This window comes from Streptomyces sp. NPDC054783 (assembly GCF_053611725.1).
Map to the genome: position 1 here is coordinate 20,383 of NZ_JBSHAY010000001.1, position 20,099 is coordinate 40,481.

At 70.1% G+C, this 20,099-nt stretch carries 20 protein-coding genes and 2 pseudogenes; 15 read left to right on the plus strand and 7 right to left on the minus strand.

What is annotated here, in order from left to right; translation table 11 throughout:
• Window positions 1–104 precede the first annotated feature (104 nt).
• On the plus strand, window positions 105–440 hold the full coding sequence (locus ACWGJ5_RS00085; RefSeq protein ID WP_453307511.1) for a hypothetical protein: 336 nt from the start codon (window positions 105–107) through the stop codon (window positions 438–440).
• A gap of 10 nt (window positions 441–450) precedes the next feature.
• Here the strand turns inward: ACWGJ5_RS00085 and ACWGJ5_RS00090 are convergent, their stop codons facing one another.
• Complete coding sequence (locus ACWGJ5_RS00090; protein ID WP_453307512.1) at window positions 451–1,044, minus strand: TetR/AcrR family transcriptional regulator; 594 nt, start codon at window positions 1,042–1,044, stop codon at window positions 451–453.
• Window positions 1,045–1,243: 199 nt separating this feature from the next.
• Between ACWGJ5_RS00090 and ACWGJ5_RS00095 the strand changes: the two genes are divergently transcribed.
• Entirely contained in the window at window positions 1,244–1,786 is a 543-nt protein-coding gene (locus tag ACWGJ5_RS00095) for an ATP-binding protein (protein ID WP_453308240.1), read from the plus strand.
• 368 nt (window positions 1,787–2,154) lie between these two features.
• Here the strand turns inward: ACWGJ5_RS00095 and ACWGJ5_RS00100 are convergent, their stop codons facing one another.
• Window positions 2,155–3,585, minus strand: a complete 1,431-nt coding sequence (locus ACWGJ5_RS00100; protein WP_453307513.1) for an MFS transporter — start codon at window positions 3,583–3,585, stop codon at window positions 2,155–2,157.
• A gap of 194 nt (window positions 3,586–3,779) precedes the next feature.
• The gene (locus ACWGJ5_RS00105) at window positions 3,780–4,160 is read right to left on the minus strand and encodes a hypothetical protein (RefSeq protein WP_453307514.1); all 381 of its coding nucleotides are present in this window, start codon (window positions 4,158–4,160) and stop codon (window positions 3,780–3,782) included.
• A gap of 684 nt (window positions 4,161–4,844) precedes the next feature.
• On the opposite strand from ACWGJ5_RS00105, the gene ACWGJ5_RS00110 reads away from it, so the two are divergent.
• The 9 genes and pseudogenes from ACWGJ5_RS00110 to ACWGJ5_RS00150 form a co-directional block, all read left to right on the plus strand.
• A complete protein-coding gene (locus ACWGJ5_RS00110) occupies window positions 4,845–5,582 on the plus strand; it encodes a GntR family transcriptional regulator (RefSeq protein ID WP_453307515.1) in 738 nt (245 codons plus the stop codon).
• A gap of 52 nt (window positions 5,583–5,634) precedes the next feature.
• A complete protein-coding gene (locus ACWGJ5_RS00115; protein WP_453307516.1) occupies window positions 5,635–6,345 on the plus strand; it encodes a phosphonatase-like hydrolase in 711 nt (236 codons plus the stop codon).
• Window positions 6,342–7,427 (plus strand): zinc-binding dehydrogenase, encoded by a 1,086-nt coding sequence (locus ACWGJ5_RS00120; protein WP_453307517.1) that lies wholly within the window; start codon window positions 6,342–6,344, stop codon window positions 7,425–7,427. The genes ACWGJ5_RS00115 and ACWGJ5_RS00120 overlap by 4 nt, the downstream gene beginning before the upstream one ends.
• Window positions 7,428–7,706: 279 nt before the next feature.
• On the plus strand, window positions 7,707–8,420 hold the full coding sequence (locus tag ACWGJ5_RS00125) for a FadR/GntR family transcriptional regulator (RefSeq protein ID WP_453307518.1): 714 nt from the start codon (window positions 7,707–7,709) through the stop codon (window positions 8,418–8,420).
• A gap of 1 nt (window position 8,421) precedes the next feature.
• Window positions 8,422–9,255 carry a sterol desaturase family protein gene (locus ACWGJ5_RS00130; RefSeq protein WP_453307519.1) on the plus strand — a complete coding sequence of 278 codons (834 nt, stop codon included), beginning with the start codon at window positions 8,422–8,424 and terminating at the stop codon, window positions 9,253–9,255.
• Between the two features lie 358 nt (window positions 9,256–9,613).
• Window positions 9,614–9,811 (plus strand): hypothetical protein, encoded by a 198-nt coding sequence (locus tag ACWGJ5_RS00135; protein ID WP_453307520.1) that lies wholly within the window; start codon window positions 9,614–9,616, stop codon window positions 9,809–9,811.
• A 140-nt stretch (window positions 9,812–9,951) separates the two neighbouring features.
• Complete coding sequence (locus tag ACWGJ5_RS00140) at window positions 9,952–10,383, plus strand: SHOCT domain-containing protein (RefSeq protein WP_453307521.1); 432 nt, start codon at window positions 9,952–9,954, stop codon at window positions 10,381–10,383.
• Window positions 10,384–10,450: 67 nt separating this feature from the next.
• Complete coding sequence (locus ACWGJ5_RS00145; RefSeq protein ID WP_453307522.1) at window positions 10,451–10,879, plus strand: DUF7144 family membrane protein; 429 nt, start codon at window positions 10,451–10,453, stop codon at window positions 10,877–10,879.
• A 122-nt stretch (window positions 10,880–11,001) separates the two neighbouring features.
• Window positions 11,002–12,299, plus strand: a pseudogene (locus ACWGJ5_RS00150) (diacylglycerol/lipid kinase family protein); the annotation flags it as partial.
• Here ACWGJ5_RS00150 and ACWGJ5_RS00155 read toward each other — a convergent pair.
• From ACWGJ5_RS00155 to ACWGJ5_RS00170, 4 genes and pseudogenes are all read right to left on the minus strand, one after another.
• A pseudogene (locus tag ACWGJ5_RS00155) lies at window positions 12,260–12,613 on the minus strand (SulP family inorganic anion transporter); the annotation flags it as partial. The pseudogenes ACWGJ5_RS00150 and ACWGJ5_RS00155 sit on opposite strands and share 40 nt — an antisense overlap.
• A gap of 169 nt (window positions 12,614–12,782) precedes the next feature.
• The gene (locus tag ACWGJ5_RS00160; RefSeq protein WP_453307523.1) at window positions 12,783–13,613 is read right to left on the minus strand and encodes a class II glutamine amidotransferase; all 831 of its coding nucleotides are present in this window, start codon (window positions 13,611–13,613) and stop codon (window positions 12,783–12,785) included.
• Window positions 13,614–13,921: 308 nt separating this feature from the next.
• Complete coding sequence (locus tag ACWGJ5_RS00165; RefSeq protein WP_453307524.1) at window positions 13,922–14,818, minus strand: ribonuclease BN; 897 nt, start codon at window positions 14,816–14,818, stop codon at window positions 13,922–13,924.
• A 445-nt stretch (window positions 14,819–15,263) separates the two neighbouring features.
• Window positions 15,264–16,373, minus strand: a complete 1,110-nt coding sequence (locus ACWGJ5_RS00170) for a YeiH family protein (protein ID WP_453307525.1) — start codon at window positions 16,371–16,373, stop codon at window positions 15,264–15,266.
• Between the two features lie 71 nt (window positions 16,374–16,444).
• Here ACWGJ5_RS00170 and ACWGJ5_RS00175 point away from each other — a divergent pair, with 71 nt between their 5' ends.
• The 4 genes from ACWGJ5_RS00175 to ACWGJ5_RS00190 all read left to right on the plus strand — a co-directional run bounded on the left by ACWGJ5_RS00175 (window position 16,445) and on the right by ACWGJ5_RS00190 (window position 20,023).
• Window positions 16,445–17,434: a LysR family transcriptional regulator gene (locus tag ACWGJ5_RS00175; protein ID WP_453307526.1), complete on the plus strand. Its 990-nt coding sequence runs from the start codon at window positions 16,445–16,447 to the stop codon at window positions 17,432–17,434.
• 52 nt (window positions 17,435–17,486) lie between these two features.
• Window positions 17,487–18,020 (plus strand): 3-keto-5-aminohexanoate cleavage protein, encoded by a 534-nt coding sequence (locus ACWGJ5_RS00180; protein WP_453307527.1) that lies wholly within the window; start codon window positions 17,487–17,489, stop codon window positions 18,018–18,020.
• Window positions 18,021–18,092: 72 nt separating this feature from the next.
• Window positions 18,093–19,067, plus strand: a complete 975-nt coding sequence (locus ACWGJ5_RS00185) for a quinone oxidoreductase family protein (RefSeq protein ID WP_453307528.1) — start codon at window positions 18,093–18,095, stop codon at window positions 19,065–19,067.
• Window positions 19,068–19,105: 38 nt separating this feature from the next.
• Window positions 19,106–20,023 carry a TauD/TfdA dioxygenase family protein gene (locus tag ACWGJ5_RS00190; RefSeq protein WP_453307529.1) on the plus strand — a complete coding sequence of 306 codons (918 nt, stop codon included), beginning with the start codon at window positions 19,106–19,108 and terminating at the stop codon, window positions 20,021–20,023.
• The last annotated feature ends 76 nt before the right edge of the window (window positions 20,024–20,099 follow it).

Consider the following 20,099-nt stretch of genomic DNA (forward strand, 5'->3'; position numbering starts at 1 on the left):
TCCACGGACCGCGACGGACGTCCCCACCGTGCGGGTCCATCGGACCTGGCGAATAGTGAAGGAAGGGCGACGTCCCCGGCAACACCCGTATCCCGGGAGGCCTCATGCCTTCTTCACGCTCGCTGGCCGCGCTCGTCGGCATCATGTTGTCCGGCCTCGCGCTCAGCGCCTGCCAGGACCAGGCGTCCGGTCAGGTGGTGGCGCGCAACGGACTCAGGCTCGTGGAGACGGTCTCCAACCCGTCGATCCACGGATGTCACCGTTTCCCCGAGGGCGTGACCCACGTCAACAACCAGACGCAGAGCAGCTTGCTCCTGTATACGACACCGGACTGCACCGTGTCGCAGGGTGGGCAGAGCATCTACCTGGACATCGGAGCGGCGGACCAGGTCGTCAGTGCCACCGGCCTGTGGCGCAGTTTCTCCTTCGCCCCCGAGTGACGAGGCGGGCTCATCGGCTCCATCCCGGTTCCAGGCTGTCGAGGAGGGCGTGGAAGGCCTTGTCGGCCCGGTCCCAGTGACCGTCCGCCAGAGGGGCGATCAGGAGACCGAGTGAGGCGTCTGCCAGGACGGTGGCCTGTGTGCGGGCTCGGTCCTGGCTCATGCCGAGGTCACGGAAGACGGAGACGAGCAGGCCCGTCCATCCGGTGACGATGTCGCGCATGACGGGCCCGTAGCGGTCCGGGTGAAGCACACTGGCACTCATGATCTCGACGTACAGCGGGAGCGAGGCGCGTACGTCCGGGTTGGCGAACTGGCGCCACACCTCCTCCAGGAAGCGGCGCAGCCCTGCGGGGTCCGTGGGCGGGCCGACGGTCTCCAGCAGGTCGCGCGTGCGCAGCAGGGGACGGCGCTCGTAGAGGGCGAGCGCCTCGGCGACCATCCGTTCCTTGGTGCCGAAGTAGTACAGGAGCATGCGGTCGCTGGTTCCGAGGGCCCGGGCCAGGGGGCGCAGGGAGAGATCCGCGAGGCCGTTGCGCAGCACGTACTCGCGGACCCGGTCGAGAAGGTCGCGGCGCTTGGCTGGATCGGGCGGGCGAGGCATGGGGGCTCCCAAGTACGCGAGGGTGCGGACTGCCGACTGTCCTTTATTCCTTTCATTTACCTTTGGTCCTCCCTTTACTGTAGCGTCCGCTACGTCTATGTTTGAGGTGTAGCGACTGCTACATGTAAGGGCCTGGCACATGCCGGGCACGCCACCCGGCGGACCGTCCGGCCGCCGGCCCCAGAAGGGACTGATCCCCATGGCCGTCCAGGCCGTCGGCTGCCCCACAGCCTTTCGCCGGGCAGGGCGGTCCACACGTAACGCTGTGCCCTCGTGGTTCGCCAGGCAGTGGGCTCTGTGGTCCCGCATGCTCGCGCCACTGCGCCCGCTGGACGCGCCGCGCGGCCGCGCCACCGTCTGGGACGCCTCCTGGCCCCTGCGGCGGGAGCTGACCTCCGCGGGCCGGGCCCGGCACCTGGTGACCGGGCAGCTGAGCGAATGGGACCTGGGCGACCTGGCCGACACCGCCGAGCTGCTGGTCAGCGAGCTGGTCACCAACGCCCTGCGGCACACACGCGGCCCGCTCAGGCTCAACCTGCGGCTGCGCCACTCCCGCCTGCTGTGCGAGGTCGAGGACACCGAGTCCGCCGGCCCCGCACGCAGCGTCGCCGACGCGGACGCGGAGGGCGGCCGTGGCATCGAGCTCCTCGACCTGCTCGCGGATGCCTGGGGCAGCACCAGGACAGGCACCGGCAAGACCATGTGGTTCGAGCTGCGGGCCGAAGACCGTCTGGGGGACTAGGCGCCAAGGACTGTCCCGAAGGCGACTTACCGGCCGCACGCCAGATTGACTGGCCACATGTCGGAAGTCGCCTTCACGACGGTCCGGATCGCCACGGATTCGCCGAGTCGACCGACAGACGTCACAAGGGCTCTCGACCCGGTCGGCAGCACGGCACGGGCGGTGGCCCGATCTGGCACGGCGGGACGGAGCCCGGTCGACCGACGCCGCCCGGGCTCCGCAACCTTCTTGTCTGCGATGTCACCGCCGTACTCGCGCGCGGTGACGGCCCCCGGTCCCGAGGCCGGTGACAGGGGCGCCGAAGGAGTTCACGAGGGGATCACCGCCTCGTCCTTCGAGCGGCGGCCGCAGGGCGGTCCCGGCCGGGGTCACGCTCGGGCTTCCCCGACCGCCGAGAGCTGTGCCGCAGTGGGCGTTGTCATCGGCTCGGCGACGAGGCTGTCGCCGATGTCCTCGAGGGCGAGCCCGTTCGGCTCACGGACCAGGAAGGTGGTCGCGATCCCGGCCGTGAAGCAGCACGAGGCGATCAGCGTCACGACCCGGAGTCCTCCGTCGGCCAGGACGAGCGGTACGACGAGCGCTCCGGCGAAGGCACCGACCTTTGCGATCCCGGAGGAAAGGCCGTGGAAGGTGCTGCGTATCCGGGTCGGGTAGGACTCCGCCCCGAGGAGCATGGTCGTGTAGCTCGGTCCGAACATGCTCCCGAACAGGGACATGCCGAAGGTGACGGCGAACGGGACGACGGTCGCGCTGAGGCCGGGCAAGACGGTGATCAGCGCCATCGCAAGAGCGCAGAGCCCGAAACCGACGGCCTGCTGCGTCCGTCGCCTCATCCGGTCGAGGGCGACGACACCAAAGATGCCACCGACGAGGCTGAAGCAGACGACGAGTACGGCGTTCAGGGCGATGTTGGACACCGTGGTGGCGTTGGGCACGATGTTCTTGATGAGCAGTGGCTGGCTGACGTTGATGCCGTAGACCGCGACGTTGTAGAAGAACCAGCTGCCCGCGGTGCCGGCCAGGGTGACCAGAACCCTCCGCTTCGACAGGGCTCCGCCCGCCACGCGGGTCTCCTCCACCGGCTCCGCCGTCGCGACTGCCGTGACCGGCCGCCGCGCGAAGGACTCGAGGTCCTTGACGGCTTGCGCGGGATCGCCGCGGTGGGCCGTCCAGCGCGGGGATTCCGGCATGTGCCGTCGCTGGTGGAGTACCAGGAGGGAGGGGATGACACCGAAGCCGAGGATCAGGCGCCAGGCGATGTCGTCGGGGACCCCGACCGCCAGCACGAGAAGGCTGACGAGGTAGGCCGAGACCTGCCCGAAGACGTAGAAGACGAAGGTGTATCCGACGAGCTTTCCGCGGTTTCGCCTGTTGGCGTATTCGGTCATGATGACGCCGCTGGCCGGGTAGTCTCCGCCGATACCGATGCCCAGGACGAGCCGGCCCACGAGAAGCACGGCGAAGTTCGGTGCGAGCGCCGAGACGAGGGCACCGATGATCATCAGTATGGCTTCGAGTCCGTAGACGCGTCGGCGGCCGAGGAGGTCGCCGAGGCGCCCGAACGACATGGCGCCCACGGCGACCGCCAGGAGGGTCGAACTCGTCAGCATGGCGACCTGGCCGCTGCCGAGATGGAACTGCGGTGTGATCAGGAGGGTCACGGTTCCGATGACGTTGAGGTCGTAGGAGTCGGTGAAGAATCCGGCCCCTGCGGTCACGGCCGCCTTGAGGTGGAAGACGCTGAGGTTCGCGTCGTCCAGGGATTTCGCGACTGTCGCGCGCGAGGAATTGACGGTCACCCGTCGGCCTCCGAACTGGTTCTGCCGACAGGCGGGGCCGTATCGGCGAGGGGAAGGTGAGTGGTTGGGTCGGGGGGAGGGGGAGCGATGGACGCCACAACCGCGTTGCCAGAGGGTGACGTTGCTGAGGAGGAGACCGTGAAGGTCGCGGTTTCGGCGGGTGTTGGCGTGGCGGCGGTCGGGGAGCGGGCCGGCTACGGGCCGGTTCGTGATGAGCGGGACCGGCTGCTCGTGTCGCCCGCCGTGCGAGCGGACTGCGCCCTCGGACCGGTGAGGTCGTGCTCGTCGGTGTGGGTGTCGCGCGCGGTGTCGGCGGCCGACGTCACGGTGATGTCACCGATGCGGTCCGCAGGGCGCTCGAAGATCGTGACGGCGTCCGCACGGTCCCGGATTTCCTCGATGCCGTCGAGCCGACGGAGGGTGCTGTGAGCCGTCGCCCGTTGGTGCTCGGGGAGGCAGAGCCAGGCGAATGACCCGAGTGCACCACGGTGCTTCGTGCAGGGGTCGGTGACGGGAAGGACGATCGAGTCGACGGGCACGCCGGCGTCGCGGAGAACGTCGCCGACGCAGTGCACCTTCGGTGCTCCGTCCGGGAAGCCGAGATGTTGTCCGGGTTCGTCGGGCTGGGCATGTCGGAGGCGCCGAGCCTGAACTCACCTGTCGTGCACAGGATGGCGGCGAGGTTCGCCACGACAGGCATCGCGGGGACGCGGTACGTGCGGTTGTTGACAGTGGTGGTGGTCACGAAGGGCGCTTTCGTCGAACTGGGTGAAGGACGAAGAGGGCTTGGGACGAACAGGGCGAGGGACGAAGAGGGCTTGGGGTGAACAGGGCTTGGGGTGAAACAGGGCGAGGGACGAACAGGGCGAGGGACGAACAGGGCGAGGGACGAACAGGGCGAGGGACGAACAGGGCGAGGGACGAACAGGGCGAAGGGCGAGTCGGCGCCGGCTGGTCGGGAACCTGGAAGTCGGCCCGGAGGTGAGGGCATGCCGCGAAGGCGGCGTTACTGTCCGGCGGGTCGAGGGTGATCCCCGGCAGGACACCGACCCCGACCTGTCATGACAGGTATCGTCAGCGGGTGCCTGTCGTCAGTCAACAGCCTGAGCGCCGCTTCTCTCAGAGTTCGCTGCCCGTTTACCGCCGTGGGGGCGTCAGCGCATTTGGGGCGACGAAGGTGGCCGGTAGCGCCGAAACTGGGCATGGGCCGGGAGGGTGACAAGGGCCTCGTCGATACCTGTATAGTCAGGCTCATGTCCATGGCATTGCACGAAGCCATCGCCGAGAGCATCCGCGAGCAGATCCGTGTCGGTGAACTGACCCTGGGTGCGGCTCTGCCGTCGGAAGCCCAGCTCTGTGAGCAGTGGAAGTCCTCGCGCGGGCCGGTACGTCAAGCACTCGCTACACTCCGCGCCGAAGGAGTCATTACGGGCAGCTCCGGTAAGCCCCCAGTTGTATGTACAACCTCGGTCCCCCAGCCCTTCGACACGCTGTTGTCCTACTCGGCGTGGGCCAAGGCTATGGGCCGTACGGCCGGGCAGCGGACGTTGGAGCTGGCGCTGCGTCCGGCCGACCCGCTCGCCGCGTCAAAGCTGGGCATCCAGGAGGGAACGCGCGTCGTGCAGGTGCTGCGGCTGCGCTACCTCGACGGTGAACGCGCGATGCTGGAGCGCGCAACGTTCGTCGAGCACGTCGGCCGTCTCCTGTTCGACTTCGACTGCGACTCGGGGTCGATCTGGGCGTACCTGCAGTCCAGAGGAGTGGGCTTCTCCACCGCCTCGCACATCATCGACGCGGTCGCCGCCGACGCGCTCGACTCCGAGCATCTCGAAGTGACCGAGGGCTCTCCGCTGCTCAGGCAGCAGCGGACGGCGCGCACCGCGGACGGTGAAGTCGTCGAATACCACGACGACCGGTATCTGCCCGGGATGGTCAGTTTCTCCCTGGAAAACACCATTGACGTGCGCACCGCCCTGATGCGCAACGCCAAACCCTGAACAACGCCGAACCCCTGAACGACGCCAAACCCTGAAACCGGAAGGTCCACGCATGTTCGCATCCCCGCCCGAACTCGTCGTGCTCGACATGGCCGGCACCACCATCGACGAGGGCCTGCAGGTCTACCGCGTCCTCGAGGAGACGGTGATCGCCCATGGAGGGACGCCCTCGGCAGCCGACATCGCCCGGTGGCACGGCTCCGCCAAGCACGAGGCGCTCCGCGCGCTGCTGACCCCCAGCGGCGGAACTCCCCTCAGCGACGAGGTTCTGGCTCCGATCGTCGCCGGCTTCCGGGCCCGGCTCACCGCCGCGTACGCCGCCCGCCCGCCGCAGCCACTGCCCGGAGTGCCCGAGGCCCTTGCCGACCTGCGTGCCGCCGGCATCAAGGTCGCACTCAACACCGGCTTCGACCGTGACATCGTGGACACGCTGCTTTCCGCGCTGGGCTGGGAGGGCGATTCGGTCGTGGACACCGTCGTCTGCGGCAGCGACGTACCGACAGGACGCCCGGCACCGTACATGATCTTCACCGCCATGCAGCGCCTGGGCGTCACCGACGTGCGGCGAGTCCTGGTCGCGGGTGACACCCCGCGCGATCTCGAAGCCGGTACCCGTTCCGGTGCCGCGTACGTCGTCGGCGTGCTGTCCGGGGCCGGCGACGCGATCGAGCTCGGCGGGCACCGGCACACCCATCTCCTGCCGTCCGTGGCCACGCTTCCCTTGCTGTTCGGCCTGCGCGGCGCGGAGATGAGCGCCGCATGACGAACCGGACAGGACAGCCTGCGCGGAGTACGGACCGGCTCGACCGGACCCTGGCAGCCGTCTGGCGCGGCGGCGACGACATCGCCCTGGAATCGGTGCCCGTGCCACCACTCGGGCCGGGCGACGTCCTCGTACGGGTTCGCTTCGCCACTGTATGCGGAAGCGACCGCCACACGGTGAGCGGACGACGCGTGCAGCCCTGCCCCTCGGTCCTCGGCCACGAGACCGTCGGCGAGATCGTCGCGTTCGGTGCGGGCGGGGCGCGCGCGGTGGACGGACGGGAGCTCCGCCTCGGCCAGCGCGTCATCTGGTCGGTGACACTGCCGTGCGGCACGTGCGACCGCTGCCTGACCGGCGTCACGGCCAAGTGCCGCACCGTACGCAAGGCGGGTCATGAGGCTTGGGACTCCGACTGGCGACTGTCCGGCGGCTACGCCCAGCACGTGCTGCTCCCTCACGGAATGCCGATCGCCGTCGTCGCCGACGCCCTGACGGACGGCCTCGCCGCACCGGCCGCATGCGCCACGGCGACGGTCATGGCGGTGATCGACCGCGCGCCGCGCATGGCGGGCAGGCGAGTGGTGGTTGTGGGGGCCGGCATGCTCGGACTCACCGCGGTCGCGGCCGCCGCCTCGGCCGGAGCCTCCTCGGTGACAGCGGTCGATACCGCTGCCGGCAGACGCGAGCTGGCACGGCGGTTCGGTGCCACCGACGTCCAGCCGACGGTGCCCGGCACAGAGCCCTTCGACGTGCTGCTCGAGTTCTCCGGCTCGTCCGCGGCACTGCACGAGGGACTGCGCGCCCTTGACGTCCAGGGTGTCGCCGTCCTTGCCGGTGCCGTCCTGCCCGGCGCCCCCGTCGATCTCGAGCCGGAGTCCGTGGTGCGCCGCCATCTGTCGATCGTCGGCGTGCACAACTACGAACCACGGCACCTGACCGCAGCGCTCAGCTTCCTGGAGGAGACCCGCGACCGGTACCCCTGGCAGGACCTGGTGGCAGAACCCCTACCGCTCGAAAGCATCGCCGACCTGCTGACCGCGCCTCCCGGGACGAAGCCGCGCTACGCCATCGCCTCACCCTGAACGGGCGTCCAGCCCGTACGGCGGCACCGCTTGCCGGCGTCCCGGACACGGGCCGCCCCGGGCTGCACCGCACCCCCGGCAGCGGCACGCGGCGCTCCTCGTCCGCCGCCCTCCGCTCGGGCAGGGCGCCACACCTGGGGCGCAGTGTGGATCAGGTGTAGCTGCGCCGTACGCGAGCATCGGGTCGGTCCGTCGGCGGCTACCTGCGCGCGCCGAACGCCGCGGAAAAACTGGTCCAACCAGTTGACCAGTAAGCCGTTCGCCTTCACCCTGATCGCCATGAATCAGGGACTCATCCGGCGTGAGGCAGTCTCCGACCAGCTCTTCGCACTCCTGCGCGACAGGATCCTCGGCGGGGAGCTGCCGGCAGGCGCCGCGCTCACCGCCGAACGGGATCTGGCAGCCGAGTTCGGGGTGAACCGGCATGCCGTCCGTGAGGCCGTCAAACGGCTCCAACAGGCACGGCTGGTCGAGCTCAGCCACGGCGGTCGCACGCTCGTCCTGGACTGGCGGCACACCGCCGGCCTCGACCTCGCCATGGGTATCGCGGCGGCCGACGCCGGGCCCTCGGTGGCGGACCTCGCCCGCGACGCCTTGGAGATGCGGGCGTGCATCGGCGCCGACGCTGCCCGGCTGTGCGCGATCCGGTGCTCCGAGCACACCGCCGGGGAGATCGTCGAGGCCGCGGGCCGGTACGCGCGCACCGGGCCCGATCTGACCGAGCTGGGCGATGCGGACGTCGCCTGGTGGCGGCTGATTGTGGAGGGTTCCGGGAACATCGCCTACCTGCTGGCCTTCAACAGCCTGCTGGGCGGCGCACTCCCGGTCGCCGACGTGCCGGACGACCTGCGGACCGCGGAACTCCTCGACGTCGACGCACACAAGCGGCTGGCAGCGCACATCGCGGCACGCGAGGCCGAGGCCGCCGAACGGCTGGCGCGCGAGCTGCTGTCCCGCAGTGTGCCCGCCAGGCCGCGGAAGGCGGTGCGCTGACATGATCCCGGCCGTGGTCTACGCGATACCCGCGTTCGTGCTCCTGGTCGTCGTCGAGGCGCTGTCCTACCGCTTCCTCCCGGACGACGACGAGCGCGGCTACGAGCTGCGGGACACCGTCACCAGCATGTCCATGGGCGCCGGGAGCCAGGTCGTCGCGGTGCCGTGGAAGGCGGTGACGATCGTGGGGTACGCGGTTCTCTTCGCCGTCGCCCCGTGGCACCTGTCGCCGTCCTCCGCGTGGACGTGGGTGCTGCTGTTCTTCGGCGACGACCTGGCGTACTACGCCTTCCACCGCGCCCACCACCGGGTACGGGTGCTGTGGGCGAGTCATGTGGTCCACCACTCCAGCCTCAGCTTCAACCTCTCGACCGCCCTGCGCCAGAGCTGGACACCGATGACCGGCCTGCCCTTCTGGCTGCCGCTGGCGCTGCTCGGCATTCCGCCGTGGATGATCCTGCTGCAGCAGGCCTTCAGCCTCGTCTACCAGTTCTTCCTGCACACCGAGCGGGTGAACAAGCTGTGGCGGCCGGTGGAGTGGTTCTTCAACACGCCCTCCCACCACCGCGTCCACCACGGCTCGAACGACAACTACCTGGACCGCAACTACGGCGGCATCCTCATCGTCTGGGACCGGCTCTTCGGCACGTTCGAACCGGAGGGCGTACGCGTGGTGTACGGCCTGACGAAGAACATCGACACCTACAACCCGGTGCGGGTGGCCTTCCACGAGTTCGCGGCCGCATGGCGCGACGTCCGCGCGGCGCGGCGCTGGCGCGACCGTGTCGGGTACCTGTTCGGGCCCCCCGGCTGGGCACCCAGGGCGGACGGGTGACATGCCGCCCCTGGAGCGGGTCGTCAAACCCCTGCCGGCGTCCGTGTTCGCCGTACACCCGTGGCGCTGGACCGGCACACGGCACGTTCCGGTCCTGGCCGGCCTCGGTTTCGCCGCCGCCGGGGAGGCGGCGCTGATGCCGCCCGGCCGGGTGGCCGGCATCTGCGTCCCCGCCGCCTGCTGTGCGCCGTCCGCCTCGCCATGGGGCTCGCCGCGGTCGCCGCTCTCGCTCCCAAGCTCGACCGGGTCCTGGGCAGCGCGGTGACCGTCGCAGCATCGGCCCTGGTCACCATCGCACCGGCCGCGTGAGTGCTGGGGCGCTGGGCGGCCTGGTGTTCTCCGCCTTCCCCACCGCAGCGTGTCGAACCTCGGCTCGTCCTTCGGTACGGCCATAGCAGGCACCATCCTGGTCTCCGGGCTGACCGGGGGCGCCTACGCCGCGGCGATGATCGCACTGGCCGTCATGGGGCTCGGCGGCCTCGCCGCAGCAGCGCTCCTCCCGCGGGGAACAGGCGCAGGCCCGACCGCGACGCATTCACTGCACCACCAACCCTGACTGCCGATCCAGCAGGTCTGCTGTTCGCTCATCGGCTGCATGCCGCCTCACCCGTTCCGGGTGAGGCGGCATGGGCTCTTGACGTGCGCAATCTAAACGTGGCGGATCCGATGTCCGAGGACCGTATGGGAGAAACGACCATGAGTTCGCACCTGTACCTGGCGTACGACTACCCGCTGCTGAGTGCCTTCTGGACGGTCTTCTGGATCGGTCTGTGGGTCCTGTGGTTCTTCGTGCTGTTCAGGATCGTCCTCGACATCTTCCGCGATGACGACCTGGGCGGCTGGGGGAAGGCCGGCTGGCTCACCTTCGTCATCGTGCTGCCGTTCCTCGGCGTTCTTGTCTATGCCATCGCTCGTGGGAAGGGCATGGGCCAACGCGAGGCGGCGTACGCGCAGGCGCGGCAGAAGGAGTTCGACACCTACGTCCGCGAGACGGCGAGCGGTGCCCGGCCCAGCAGCGCTGACGAGCTGACGAAGCTGTCCCAGATGCGGGCACACGGCGACATCACGGAGGAGGAGTTCGTCCGCGCGAAGGAGCTGGTCCTCAGTGGTGGCCGTGGTGGTGTCTGACCGCGGCACGGACCTTTCGACACCGTTGGATCGCGCTGGTCCGACGACACACGCAAGGAGCTGGGTCATGAGTGCGACACATGCAGCCCGCCCGGAATCGGCGAAGCAGCAGTGGGCCGGCGGTCTGATGCTGTTCGGCGCCGTCATGCTGATGATCTGCGGAGTGCTCGACATCTTCCGCGGCATCATGGGCATCGTCCAGGACAACGTGTTCATCACCTCGCACGGATACGTCTTCCAATACGACCTCACCGGCTGGGGCTGGATCCACGTCGTTCTCGGGGCGGTCGCCTTCGTGGTCAGCCTGGGCCTGTTCCAGGCGGCGACGTGGGCTCGGGTCGGGGGCGTGGTCATCGCCGGATTCCTCATCCTCGCCAACTTCCTCTCCATGCCGTACTACCCGCTGTGGTCGATCGTGGCGATCGCGATCTCCGGATTCGTGATCTGGGCACTGTGCGTCGTGCGGACCGAGCGCCCCTCGGCCGGTTTCCGATAGGCGACGCGCCCGTTGTGCGGCACCCTCCCGCAGCGTGAAAGTACGGGGAGGCGCTCGACGTGCGACAGGTACGGCACCGGGACGCGCGTGCTGCCGCCTCGGCAGCCGGCCGCGGAACGCCCGTGGCGTGGGCGCGGCTGGCCCTCTTCGCCCTCGTGGGCAGCGTGCTCGTGCTGGTCGTCACCGCTGGACTGAAAGGCCTGCTCTGGCTGCTCATCGCCGTGGCGGGTGTGGCCCTTACGGCCGTCGGCCTGTGGTGGGTCCTCGCCCACTCCGGAGTCGTCCGGGCCGCGGGAGCCCTCGTTGCCGTGCTGGTTCCCGTCGCGACGCTGGTGCTGTTCGCCACGCACGGCATGCTGTGGCCGGTCGTCCTGTCCTTGGGCCTGTGGATCCTGGCACTCGCAGTCGCCCGGATCGCGATCACCCCGATCAGGCACGCCGGCGGACACCGCCGCGAACCCAGGCCCTCGCCGGCGGCGCTGCATCCCTGGGTCGTGATGAACCCGCGTTCCGGCAGTGGCAAGGTGGAGCGCTTCCACCTGGTCGAGAAGGCGAGGGTGGCGGGCGCGAGCGTCGTCGTCCTGGATCCGGGGCGACACCAGGACGTGGCGACGCTGGCCCGGCGTGCGGTGGCCGAGGGGGCCGATCTGCTGGCCGTGGCCGGCGGGGACGGTACCCAGGCTCTGGTCGCCGAGGTCGCGGCCCGGCATGACGTGCCCTTCATGGTGATCCCGGCCGGAACGCGCAACCACTTCGCGCTCGATCTCGGTCTCGACCGCGACGACCCGGCGGCCGCCCTGGAGGCGTTCACCGATGCCGTCGAGTTCCGTGTCGACCTCGGATTCGCCGCCGACCGGGTGTTCGTCAACAACGCGTCCTTCGGAACGTACGCGGCTGTGGTGCGCGAACCCCCCTACCGGGACGCCAAACTGCGCACGGCACTGGAGGCGCTGCCCGTCCTGCTCACCGGCCCCCAGGCGCCACGGCTGCGCATGCGTGCCGGAGACACGCGGATCGAGGGACTGCAGGCCCTGCTCGTCAGCAACAACCCCTACTGGCCGCCGTCGTCGACTCGGTGCATCCCGGACTCCGGGAAGGCCTGGACTCCGGACGGCTGGGGGTGTTGTGCGTGCGCGTCGACACCGCGGGCCGGGCGGCCCGGGTGCCGACCCGGCTCCTGGGCGGCCGGCGGTCGCCGGGCGTGATCCGGCTGACGGCCTGCGAAGTGGTCGTCGAGGCCGACACGGACACCGTCCCGGCCGGCATCGACGGCGACTCCGTCGTACTGCCCGCTCCGGTGGTCTGCCGGATGGCCCCCGGGGCCTTGCGGGTGCGTGTCCCGCGTCACCGTCCGGGAACGCCGCCGAACCGGCCCCCGGCCGACTGGAGACAAGTGCTCCGTCTGGCCCTGGCCCGTCCGACACGGCAGCGCAGCTCGGCGGCCGCGATCATGGGGCCGAGCGAGGAGTCGGGGCCCAGGACCAGGATCCTCGACGGGCCGAACACCGCATAGCCGAGCAGACACAGAATCGAGGTGTAGAGGCCGGTGATCGGCGGCAGGCCCGCGAGTTCCGCGTACGCCATACCCTGCGGGACGAGCAGTGTCGTCAGGACGACTCCGGCGATCACGTCCTTCATCAGCCACTCGCGCCGATACGAGGACAGCGCGCGCAGTCCGAGAACGACCCGGAGTGGGGACGCCGCCCGGTGTGCGCGCAGGTGACCGCTTGCCATGGGCTGTCTTCTCCCTCTGACCGGTGCGCTGGAAGGGGCATCTCCACACGGCCGGCCCGCCGCACCACCGGAGGAGAAGCTGGCGGGGCTCCCACGGGACGAGCCGCGCTCGCGGCGCACCATTCGTCCGTCGGTCTTGGCCACCTTCAGGCCGTGCGCCGTATGCGGTTCACTGCCGGGGCGTGAAGGCGTGGAGCACGTCCCTGCCCGGCTGGACGATGCCGTAGTTGCTCTCCGGAACTTCGTTCCAGGCTCCCGGGAGGTCGCCCAGCGGCTCGGAGACGACGAGACGGGTCTCGTCCGAGATTTCCCGCAGGAACGAGGTGTCCGGGTGCCGTGAGCGCAGGGCATCCACCAGGGTGCTGAAGTACAACGACCGCGACGCGCCCTCGCTGGAGTAGCGGAAGGCCCACAGAGTCTCACCGTCGGCCACGGCGACCGTCATCTGCAGGGGGTGTTCCACGCCGTGCCGGTGCCCCGTGCTCTCGACCAGACCGGCCATGCGCGCCACGGCGCCCGGCGGATCGTCCGCGAGGCCGAACGTCAGCGCGAGGAAGAACATGAGCTCGGAGTCCGTGGACCCTTCGATGTCGGGGTAGAGGCCGGGGTCGACGGCCAGCGCGAGGTCACGTCTGAGCCGGTGGAACTCGTTGATCATGCCGTTGTGCATCCACAGCCAGCGGTCCCTCCGAAAGGGGTGGCAGTTGGTCTGTTGTACGGCCGTCCCGGTCGTGGCCCGGATATGGGCGAAGAACAGACCCGAGCGGACGTGGTGGGCGACCTCCTGAAGGTTCCGGTTGTTCCAAGCCGGGCCGACATCCCGCAGAACCGCAGGCGTATCCAGGTCCTGGCTGTACCAGCCGACCCCGAAGCCGTCACCGTTGGTGGTCTCCACGCCCAGGCGGGAGTGCAGGCTCTGATCGATCAGGTTGTGTTCCGGCTGGAACAGGACCTGGCTGAGCAGGACAGGAGTGCCCGAGTAGACGATCCAGCGGCACATTCCGAACCCACCTCCCTCCGGCGGTGGACGGGGTCCGCTGTGTTGCGCGGGGCGCAGGAGACGCTGTGGTCGGATGAGGGTGCTGCCGCCTGTGGAGTCCGGGTGTGAGGGTCGTCCCCGCCGCTGCGCCGATGACGAGTCCCAGGATGCCGGGCGGCTCGACCTGACGCGGGTACCACGGTTGCCGTCCATCCGGGTCACCACAAGTATGGGCTGCCCGTACGGTTGCGGCACGTCCAGCGTGCCCCCGCTGGGGGTTGCTTCTCCTCACCGCGCGGAGCACACCGAGGCGACTTGAAAGCTCGATGTCAGCGCTGTGAACGCGTGGCGCGGTGCTTGGCGAACTCGTGTCCGACGACGGCACCGAGATGGATGACCACACCTACCGCCACCAGCCAGGAGAGGATGACCATGACGACGCCCACAGGGCCGTATTTCTGGTTGTTGGCCACGATGGTTTCGGAGAAGAAGCGGGAGGAGAACCACCCGAGGCCGGTCCAGGCGACACCGGTGGCCACAGCCGCGGGCAGGAGGAAGCGCCAGGTGACCGCTCCGGTGAGCAGCAGTCGCATGGTCCCCCACCAGAAGAACAGCGCCAGGACGATACCGGACAGGCTGCTCAGCAGCGATCCGAGTACTGCGCCGATCCCGGCCCGGGACGCGCTGTAGACGACCAGCGTCGCCAGCCACGTGAGCTGAGCCCCCAGATCCCGCCACCAACGTGGTGGCACGCCGAAGAGGAACTGGTACCAGCCTTGCAGGGTGCCGGCCACGGCGACCGCCCCCGCGATCAACAACAGGGCGCTCGTCAACGTGAGGGTGACCGAACCAGGATTGGGTTTGAAAAGACCGGCCACGGCCTGGGCCGCCTGCTCGTTCAGCCCGAGCCATCCCGCCATGATCTTCGCTGCGTCCTGGCCGAACGCAGCGGTGACAAGGATCAGGAACGGGAAGAAGCAGAGGAAGGCGAGCGACGCCAGCTGGAACGAATGGCCGAAGAAGTCCGCCGCGCTGAGGCGTCCCCACAAACGTCCCGCCGCACTTGCCTCGAAGCGCCTGCCCGCCGCCTGCCATGCGTGGCCCAGCCGAGTCCAAGAGTGGGTCGTGCCGCAGCCCTGCCCGGGCGATCTCCTCCAAAGGTGCACATCAAGCAGTACACCGTGCTGAGCGGCCGGTGTCGCGCAGACCCGAGAGGCGTCGGTCAACCGGCGCCGGTGACGGTGTTCCCACACACCTCGATCAGGACTCCGGGTGCCCGTCCCGGCCCCTGACGACCGGTCAACCTGACAGGTCCTCGGCCGATGCAGCAGGCTCCGTGGTCGGCAAGGGCTGCCGCAGCGAGCATGTGGTCGCCGTTACGGTCGGCCGACATGATGCGGCCCTGCCATGTGCACCCTGCCCCCGGGGCGTACTGGCTTCCGACTCAGCACACCCTCACGGGCGCGTCGGTGGGATCGGCGTCCTCGGCGTCGAGGGCTTCCGGCGTCGGAACCCGGTAGCCGGTCCGTCCGCCCCGGCCGATGCCGTCAGCGTTCAGGTCCTGCGGCCCGGGGTGAGGCTCCCGGGTCTGAGCCTGCGGCCGGCCGGCTGGTACCGCCGGTCGAAGCGTTGCGTCCCCGCCGGGGCCGTGCTTCCTTGCGAGGGTGACGGTCACAGGTACCGGGCCAGGAACTGGACGGCCAAGCTGGTGGCGGACACCACCAGCCACAGGCAGCCCCCGAGCAGCAGGGGTGCGGGGCCGGTCCGGCGCAGCCTGGAGGGTTCGGTGGAGAGGCCGATCGCGGACAGGGCAACGGTGATCAGGAAAACGGCGAGCGTGCTGAGCGGGCCGTGGGCGCCGGGCGGGACGAGGCCGGCCGTGTTCACCGCCGCCAGGACGAGGAAGCCGGCGAGGAACCACGGCACCAGCCGGCCGACCTGCACCGGGCCGGGCCGGCCGCCCGGTGCGCCGGCGTCGGCCGACACGTCCGCGGTCCGCGCTCGGCGGCGGGCGAGGGCGGCGAGGCCCAGGCAGACCGGGATGATCAGCAGCGTGCGGGCCAGCTTGACCACCACCGCGTAGTCGGCCGCGGGGCCGCCGTAGGTGGTGGCGGCGGCGACCACGGACGACATGTCGTTGACCGCGGTGCCGGCGAACAGGCCGAAGGCGTGCTGGCCCATGCCCAGCAGGTGCCCGAAGGCAGGGAAGGTCAGCACCGCGGCAATGTTGAAGACGAAGATCGTGGAGACGGCGTAGGCCACCTCCGCCTCGGCCGCGCCGATGACCGGGGTGACGGCGGCGATCGCGGAGGCGCCGCAGATGCCGGTCCCCACACCGATCAGGGTGCGCAGGTCGCGGACGACACCCAGGCGGCGTCCGATTCCGTACGCCGCAGCCAGGCAGACGGTGAGGGTCACGATCATCACCGGCAACGAGCCGATACCGACCCGAAGCACCTGCCCCAGGGACAGCTGCGCGCCCAGTACCACCACCGCGGACCGGAGGACTCCGCGCCCGGCGAAGGCGATGCCGGGCCGCGTCCGTCCGCCCGGTCGTACCGCGACCGCCACCAGTACCCCGAGCACGATTGCGCACACCGGTCCGCCGACGACGGGGACGAGCCGGCCGAGCGCAGTCGCGACGAAGGCGACACCTACGGCGAGGGCCAGCCCGGGCAGCCGGGCGGCGAAGCCGGGGAACCGGGCGGCGACGGCGGCGCCGGGCCTTCGAGAGGCGGCGAGGCGAGTGTTCCCTGACGGGGAGAGGCCGGCGTCCTTCATGATCACCACTTTGGTCGGCGCCCTGCCGGCCCTGTAGCCCCTGATCGAGCAAGAGGTCATAGCTCCAGCGTATGAACGACTCATACGCTGGAGCTGTGACAGAGTCCTCCGTGCCGGATCCCCGTACCGTTTCCCTCCCCTTGCGCACACCCGACCTGGAGTCGCTGCGGCTCCTCGTCCTCGTGGCCGACCTGGGCAGCCTTGGCCGGGCGGCCGAGCGGCTGCGGATCTCCCAGCCGTCCGCCAGCCGCCGACTGTCCACACTGGAACGCGGGCTGGGACTGGTGCTGGTCGACCGGACCCGTCGCGGATCCCGGCTGACGTTTGCCGGGCAGACCGTCGCCACACATGCCCGGCGGGTCCTGGACGAGCTGGACGACCTGCTCGCCGGGGCTGTCAGGCTGCGCGACCGGAGGGAGGCCGAACTGCGCGTCGCGGCGAGCCTGACCATCGCGGAGTACCTGCTGCCCGCCTGGATCAGCGAGCTGCGCGCTCGCCGGCCGGAGCTGTACATCGGGCTGCAGGTGACCAACAGCGAGCACGTGCCCGAGCTGGTCGAGTCCGGCGAGGCCGACATCGGGTTCATCGAGGGGCCGCGCCTGTCCCGCGTGATGTCCACGCGGCAGGTGGCCGAGGACCGGCTCGTCGTCGTGGTCGACCCCGCTCATCCGTGGGCACGGCGCCAGGAGCCGCTGTCGGCGCTGGAGCTCTCCCGTGCGCCGCTGGTGCTGCGGGAGAGCGGCTCCGGTACGCGGCAGACCCTGGACCGCGCCCTGCACCTGGCCGGCTGTGAACGCGTCCGGCCCCTGGTGGAGCTCGGCTCGACGGCCGCCGTCCGCGGCGCGGTGATCGCCGGCACCGGCCCGTCCGTACTGAGCGAGCTGGCCGTCCGCGGGGACATCGTCGAGGGCCGACTGATCGGCGTCGACGTGGAGGGCGTCGACCTCACGCGGGACCTGCGCGCGGTCTGGCCGACGGGGCGGCGCCTGGTGGGCCCGGCGGCGGAACTGGTCACGGTGGCCCGCCGGGCGGTCGCCGGCGAACGGCCGGCCCGCGCGTAAGGCCCGACAGGTTGCGCCGGGTTCTGGCTGAGTGACGCTCTTAAAGGAAAACGTGGAGCACCTCAAGCGCCTGCACGCAGGCGGCATCCAGCCGCACTTCCAGCTCGCCCACCTGGCCCAGCTGGAGACCGTCGAGCGGCTGATCCGCGCGGGCGTCCACACCGGCCCCCTGATCCTCAACTACGTGACCATCGGCGGTGGTTTCGCCGGTCGGCACCCCGCCGACCTGATCGAGTTCATCCGCCGCGTGCCGGACGGCGCCGTCCTGACCATCGAGAGCTCCATGCGCGCCGTGGCCCCGATGAACGCTGTCGCCGTCGCCCTCGGCCAGCACGTGCGCGTCGGCAACGAGGACAACCTCTGGCACGCCAAGGGCGAGCGGATGTCCTCCGTGGCCCAGGTCGAGCAGATGGTGAAGATCTCCGAGGCGTTCGGCCGTGAGATCGCCACCGGTGCCGACGCCAAGCGGATCTACAAGATCGGCGAGTACTACTCCGACGCCGACGAAACCCTCGCCCGGCTCGGCATGGTGCCCAACCGCCGCCCGGGACAGCGCGGCTTCATGCTGCGCGACGCCACGGCATGATCCACGCCCGGCGTGCAGGGCCGGTCCCGCACGCAGGCACCACCCACCCGCGCGAATCCTTCGGAGCAACCTGTGGCACACGCCGTCCGCTTCTACGAAACCGGTGGTCCCGACGTCCTGAAGTGGGAGGAGGTCGCCGTCGGCGATCCCGGCGCCGGCGAGGTGCGTATCCGGCACGAGGCCGTCGGACTCAACTTCGCCGACACCTACTTCCGCAGCGGGCTCTACCCGGTCCGGCTGCCCGACGGCATCGGCGTCGAGGGCGCCGGTGTGGTGGAGGCGGTCGGCGAAGGCGTCACCGATGTCGCCGAGGGCGACCGGGTGACGTACACCGGAAGTCCGCTCGGTGCCTACAGCACGCAGCGGGTCATGGCCGCCTCGCACCTGATCAAGCTGCCCCCCGGGATCAGCTGCGAGACGGCGGCCGCGATGACCATGCGCGGCCTGACCGCGGCCTGTCTGCTGCGCAGGATCCATCCGCTGAAGCCCGGCGACACCGTGCTGCTGCACGCCGCGGCGGGCGGAGTGGGCCTGATCGTCAGCCAGTGGGCCGCGCTGCTCGGCATCCGTGTGATCGGAACGGCGTCCAGCGAGGAGAAGGCCGACATCGCCCGAGCACACGGATGCGAGCACGTCATCCGCTACCGGCACGAGGACGTGGCCGACCGGGTCCGTGAGCTGACCGGCTGCGTGGGCGTCCCGGTCGCCTTCGACAGCGTGGGCAGGGACACCTTCGAGGGCTCTCTGGCCTCACTGGCCCGCCGCGGGCTCCTCGTGTGCTTCGGCACCGCCTCCGGCCCCGTGCCGCCGATCGACGCGATGCAACTCGCCCTGCAGGGCTCGGTGTTCGTCACCCGTCCTGCCCTGGCCGACTACATCGCCGACCCCGCCGAGCGCGCCGCGCTGGCCGGCGAGCTCTTCGAGCACGTCGCCGCCGAGCGCATCAAGATCGAAATCAATCAGCGCCACGCCCTCGAGGACGCGGAGCAGGCGCACCGCGACCTGGAAGCCGGCCGGACCACCGGGTCCTCCGTCTTCGTCCTGTGAGAGGGCGCACCTCGTTCCACCCCAGGGAGTGAGCACCCATGCCAGACACCCTCTCGTCCTCGCGGCGGGCCCCGGCCCCGGTGCGCGCGAGCGCACGCCGCATCTCTCTCACGGCCGAGCCGCTGACCTGCACCATCGGAGCCGAGCTCAGCGGTGTGAGCCTGGCCGACGCGGCCCGTGACGACGACCTCTTCGCCGAGATCAAGAGCCTGCTGCTGGAGCACAAGGTCCTCTTCCTGCGGGACCAGGACATCTCGCGTGCCGACCACGTGGCGTTCGCCTCGCGCTTCGGCGCACTGGAGGACCACCCCGTCGCCGGCAGCGACCCGGACCACCCCGGACTGGTCCGGATCTACAAGGAGCTGGACAGCCCGCCGGAGCACTACGAGAACGCCCTGCACACGGACGGCACCTGGCGAGTGAACCCGTCGATGGGCGCCGTACTGCGCTGCGTCGAATCGCCCCCGGTCGGCGGCGACACGATCTGGGTGAACATGGTCGAGGCTTACCGCCGGCTCCCCGAGCACATCAAGACCCGGATCGACGGGCTGCGCGCCCGGCACAGCATCGAGGCCACCTTCGGTGCCGTCATGCCCGACGAACAGCGCCACGCGCTGAAGGAACGGTTCCCGGACGCCGAACACCCCGTCGTGCGGACCCACCCCGAGACGGGCGAGAAGATCCTTTTCGTCAACGCGTTCGCGACGCACTTCGTCAACTACCACACGCCCGAGAACGTGCGTTTCGGCCAGGACTACGCGCCCGGCGCGAGCCACCTGCTCACCTATCTGATCAGCCAGGCAGCGATCCCCGAGTACCAGGTGCGCTGGCGGTGGAGCCCGGGCAGCGTGGCCATCTGGGACAACCGCTCCACCCAGCACTACGCCGTCCAGGACTACTGGCCCGCCGTCCGGAAGATGGAGCGCGCCGGAATCGTCGGCGACAGACCGTTCTGACCTTCCCTTTCAAGCAGTCGAGGTGATGACAATGGAGTTTCACACCACTGCGCGGTCCACGGCCCCGACATCGTCC

Coding starts and splice junctions, on each gene's coding strand:
- ACWGJ5_RS00085 (WP_453307511.1), top strand. CDS start 105: ATGCCTTCTTCACGCTCGCTGGCCGCGCTCGTCGGCATCATGTTGTCC.
- ACWGJ5_RS00090 (WP_453307512.1), bottom strand. CDS start 1,044: ATGCCTCGCCCGCCCGATCCAGCCAAGCGCCGCGACCTTCTCGACCGG.
- ACWGJ5_RS00095 (WP_453308240.1), top strand. CDS start 1,244: ATGGCCGTCCAGGCCGTCGGCTGCCCCACAGCCTTTCGCCGGGCAGGG.
- ACWGJ5_RS00110 (WP_453307515.1), top strand. CDS start 4,845: ATGGCATTGCACGAAGCCATCGCCGAGAGCATCCGCGAGCAGATCCGT.
- ACWGJ5_RS00115 (WP_453307516.1), top strand. CDS start 5,635: ATGTTCGCATCCCCGCCCGAACTCGTCGTGCTCGACATGGCCGGCACC.
- ACWGJ5_RS00120 (WP_453307517.1), top strand. CDS start 6,342: ATGACGAACCGGACAGGACAGCCTGCGCGGAGTACGGACCGGCTCGAC.
- ACWGJ5_RS00125 (WP_453307518.1), top strand. CDS start 7,707: ATGAATCAGGGACTCATCCGGCGTGAGGCAGTCTCCGACCAGCTCTTC.
- ACWGJ5_RS00130 (WP_453307519.1), top strand. CDS start 8,422: ATGATCCCGGCCGTGGTCTACGCGATACCCGCGTTCGTGCTCCTGGTC.
- ACWGJ5_RS00140 (WP_453307521.1), top strand. CDS start 9,952: ATGAGTTCGCACCTGTACCTGGCGTACGACTACCCGCTGCTGAGTGCC.
- ACWGJ5_RS00145 (WP_453307522.1), top strand. CDS start 10,451: ATGAGTGCGACACATGCAGCCCGCCCGGAATCGGCGAAGCAGCAGTGG.
- ACWGJ5_RS00160 (WP_453307523.1), bottom strand. CDS start 13,613: ATGTGCCGCTGGATCGTCTACTCGGGCACTCCTGTCCTGCTCAGCCAG.
- ACWGJ5_RS00170 (WP_453307525.1), bottom strand. CDS start 16,373: ATGAAGGACGCCGGCCTCTCCCCGTCAGGGAACACTCGCCTCGCCGCC.
- ACWGJ5_RS00175 (WP_453307526.1), top strand. CDS start 16,445: ATGAACGACTCATACGCTGGAGCTGTGACAGAGTCCTCCGTGCCGGAT.
- ACWGJ5_RS00190 (WP_453307529.1), top strand. CDS start 19,106: ATGCCAGACACCCTCTCGTCCTCGCGGCGGGCCCCGGCCCCGGTGCGC.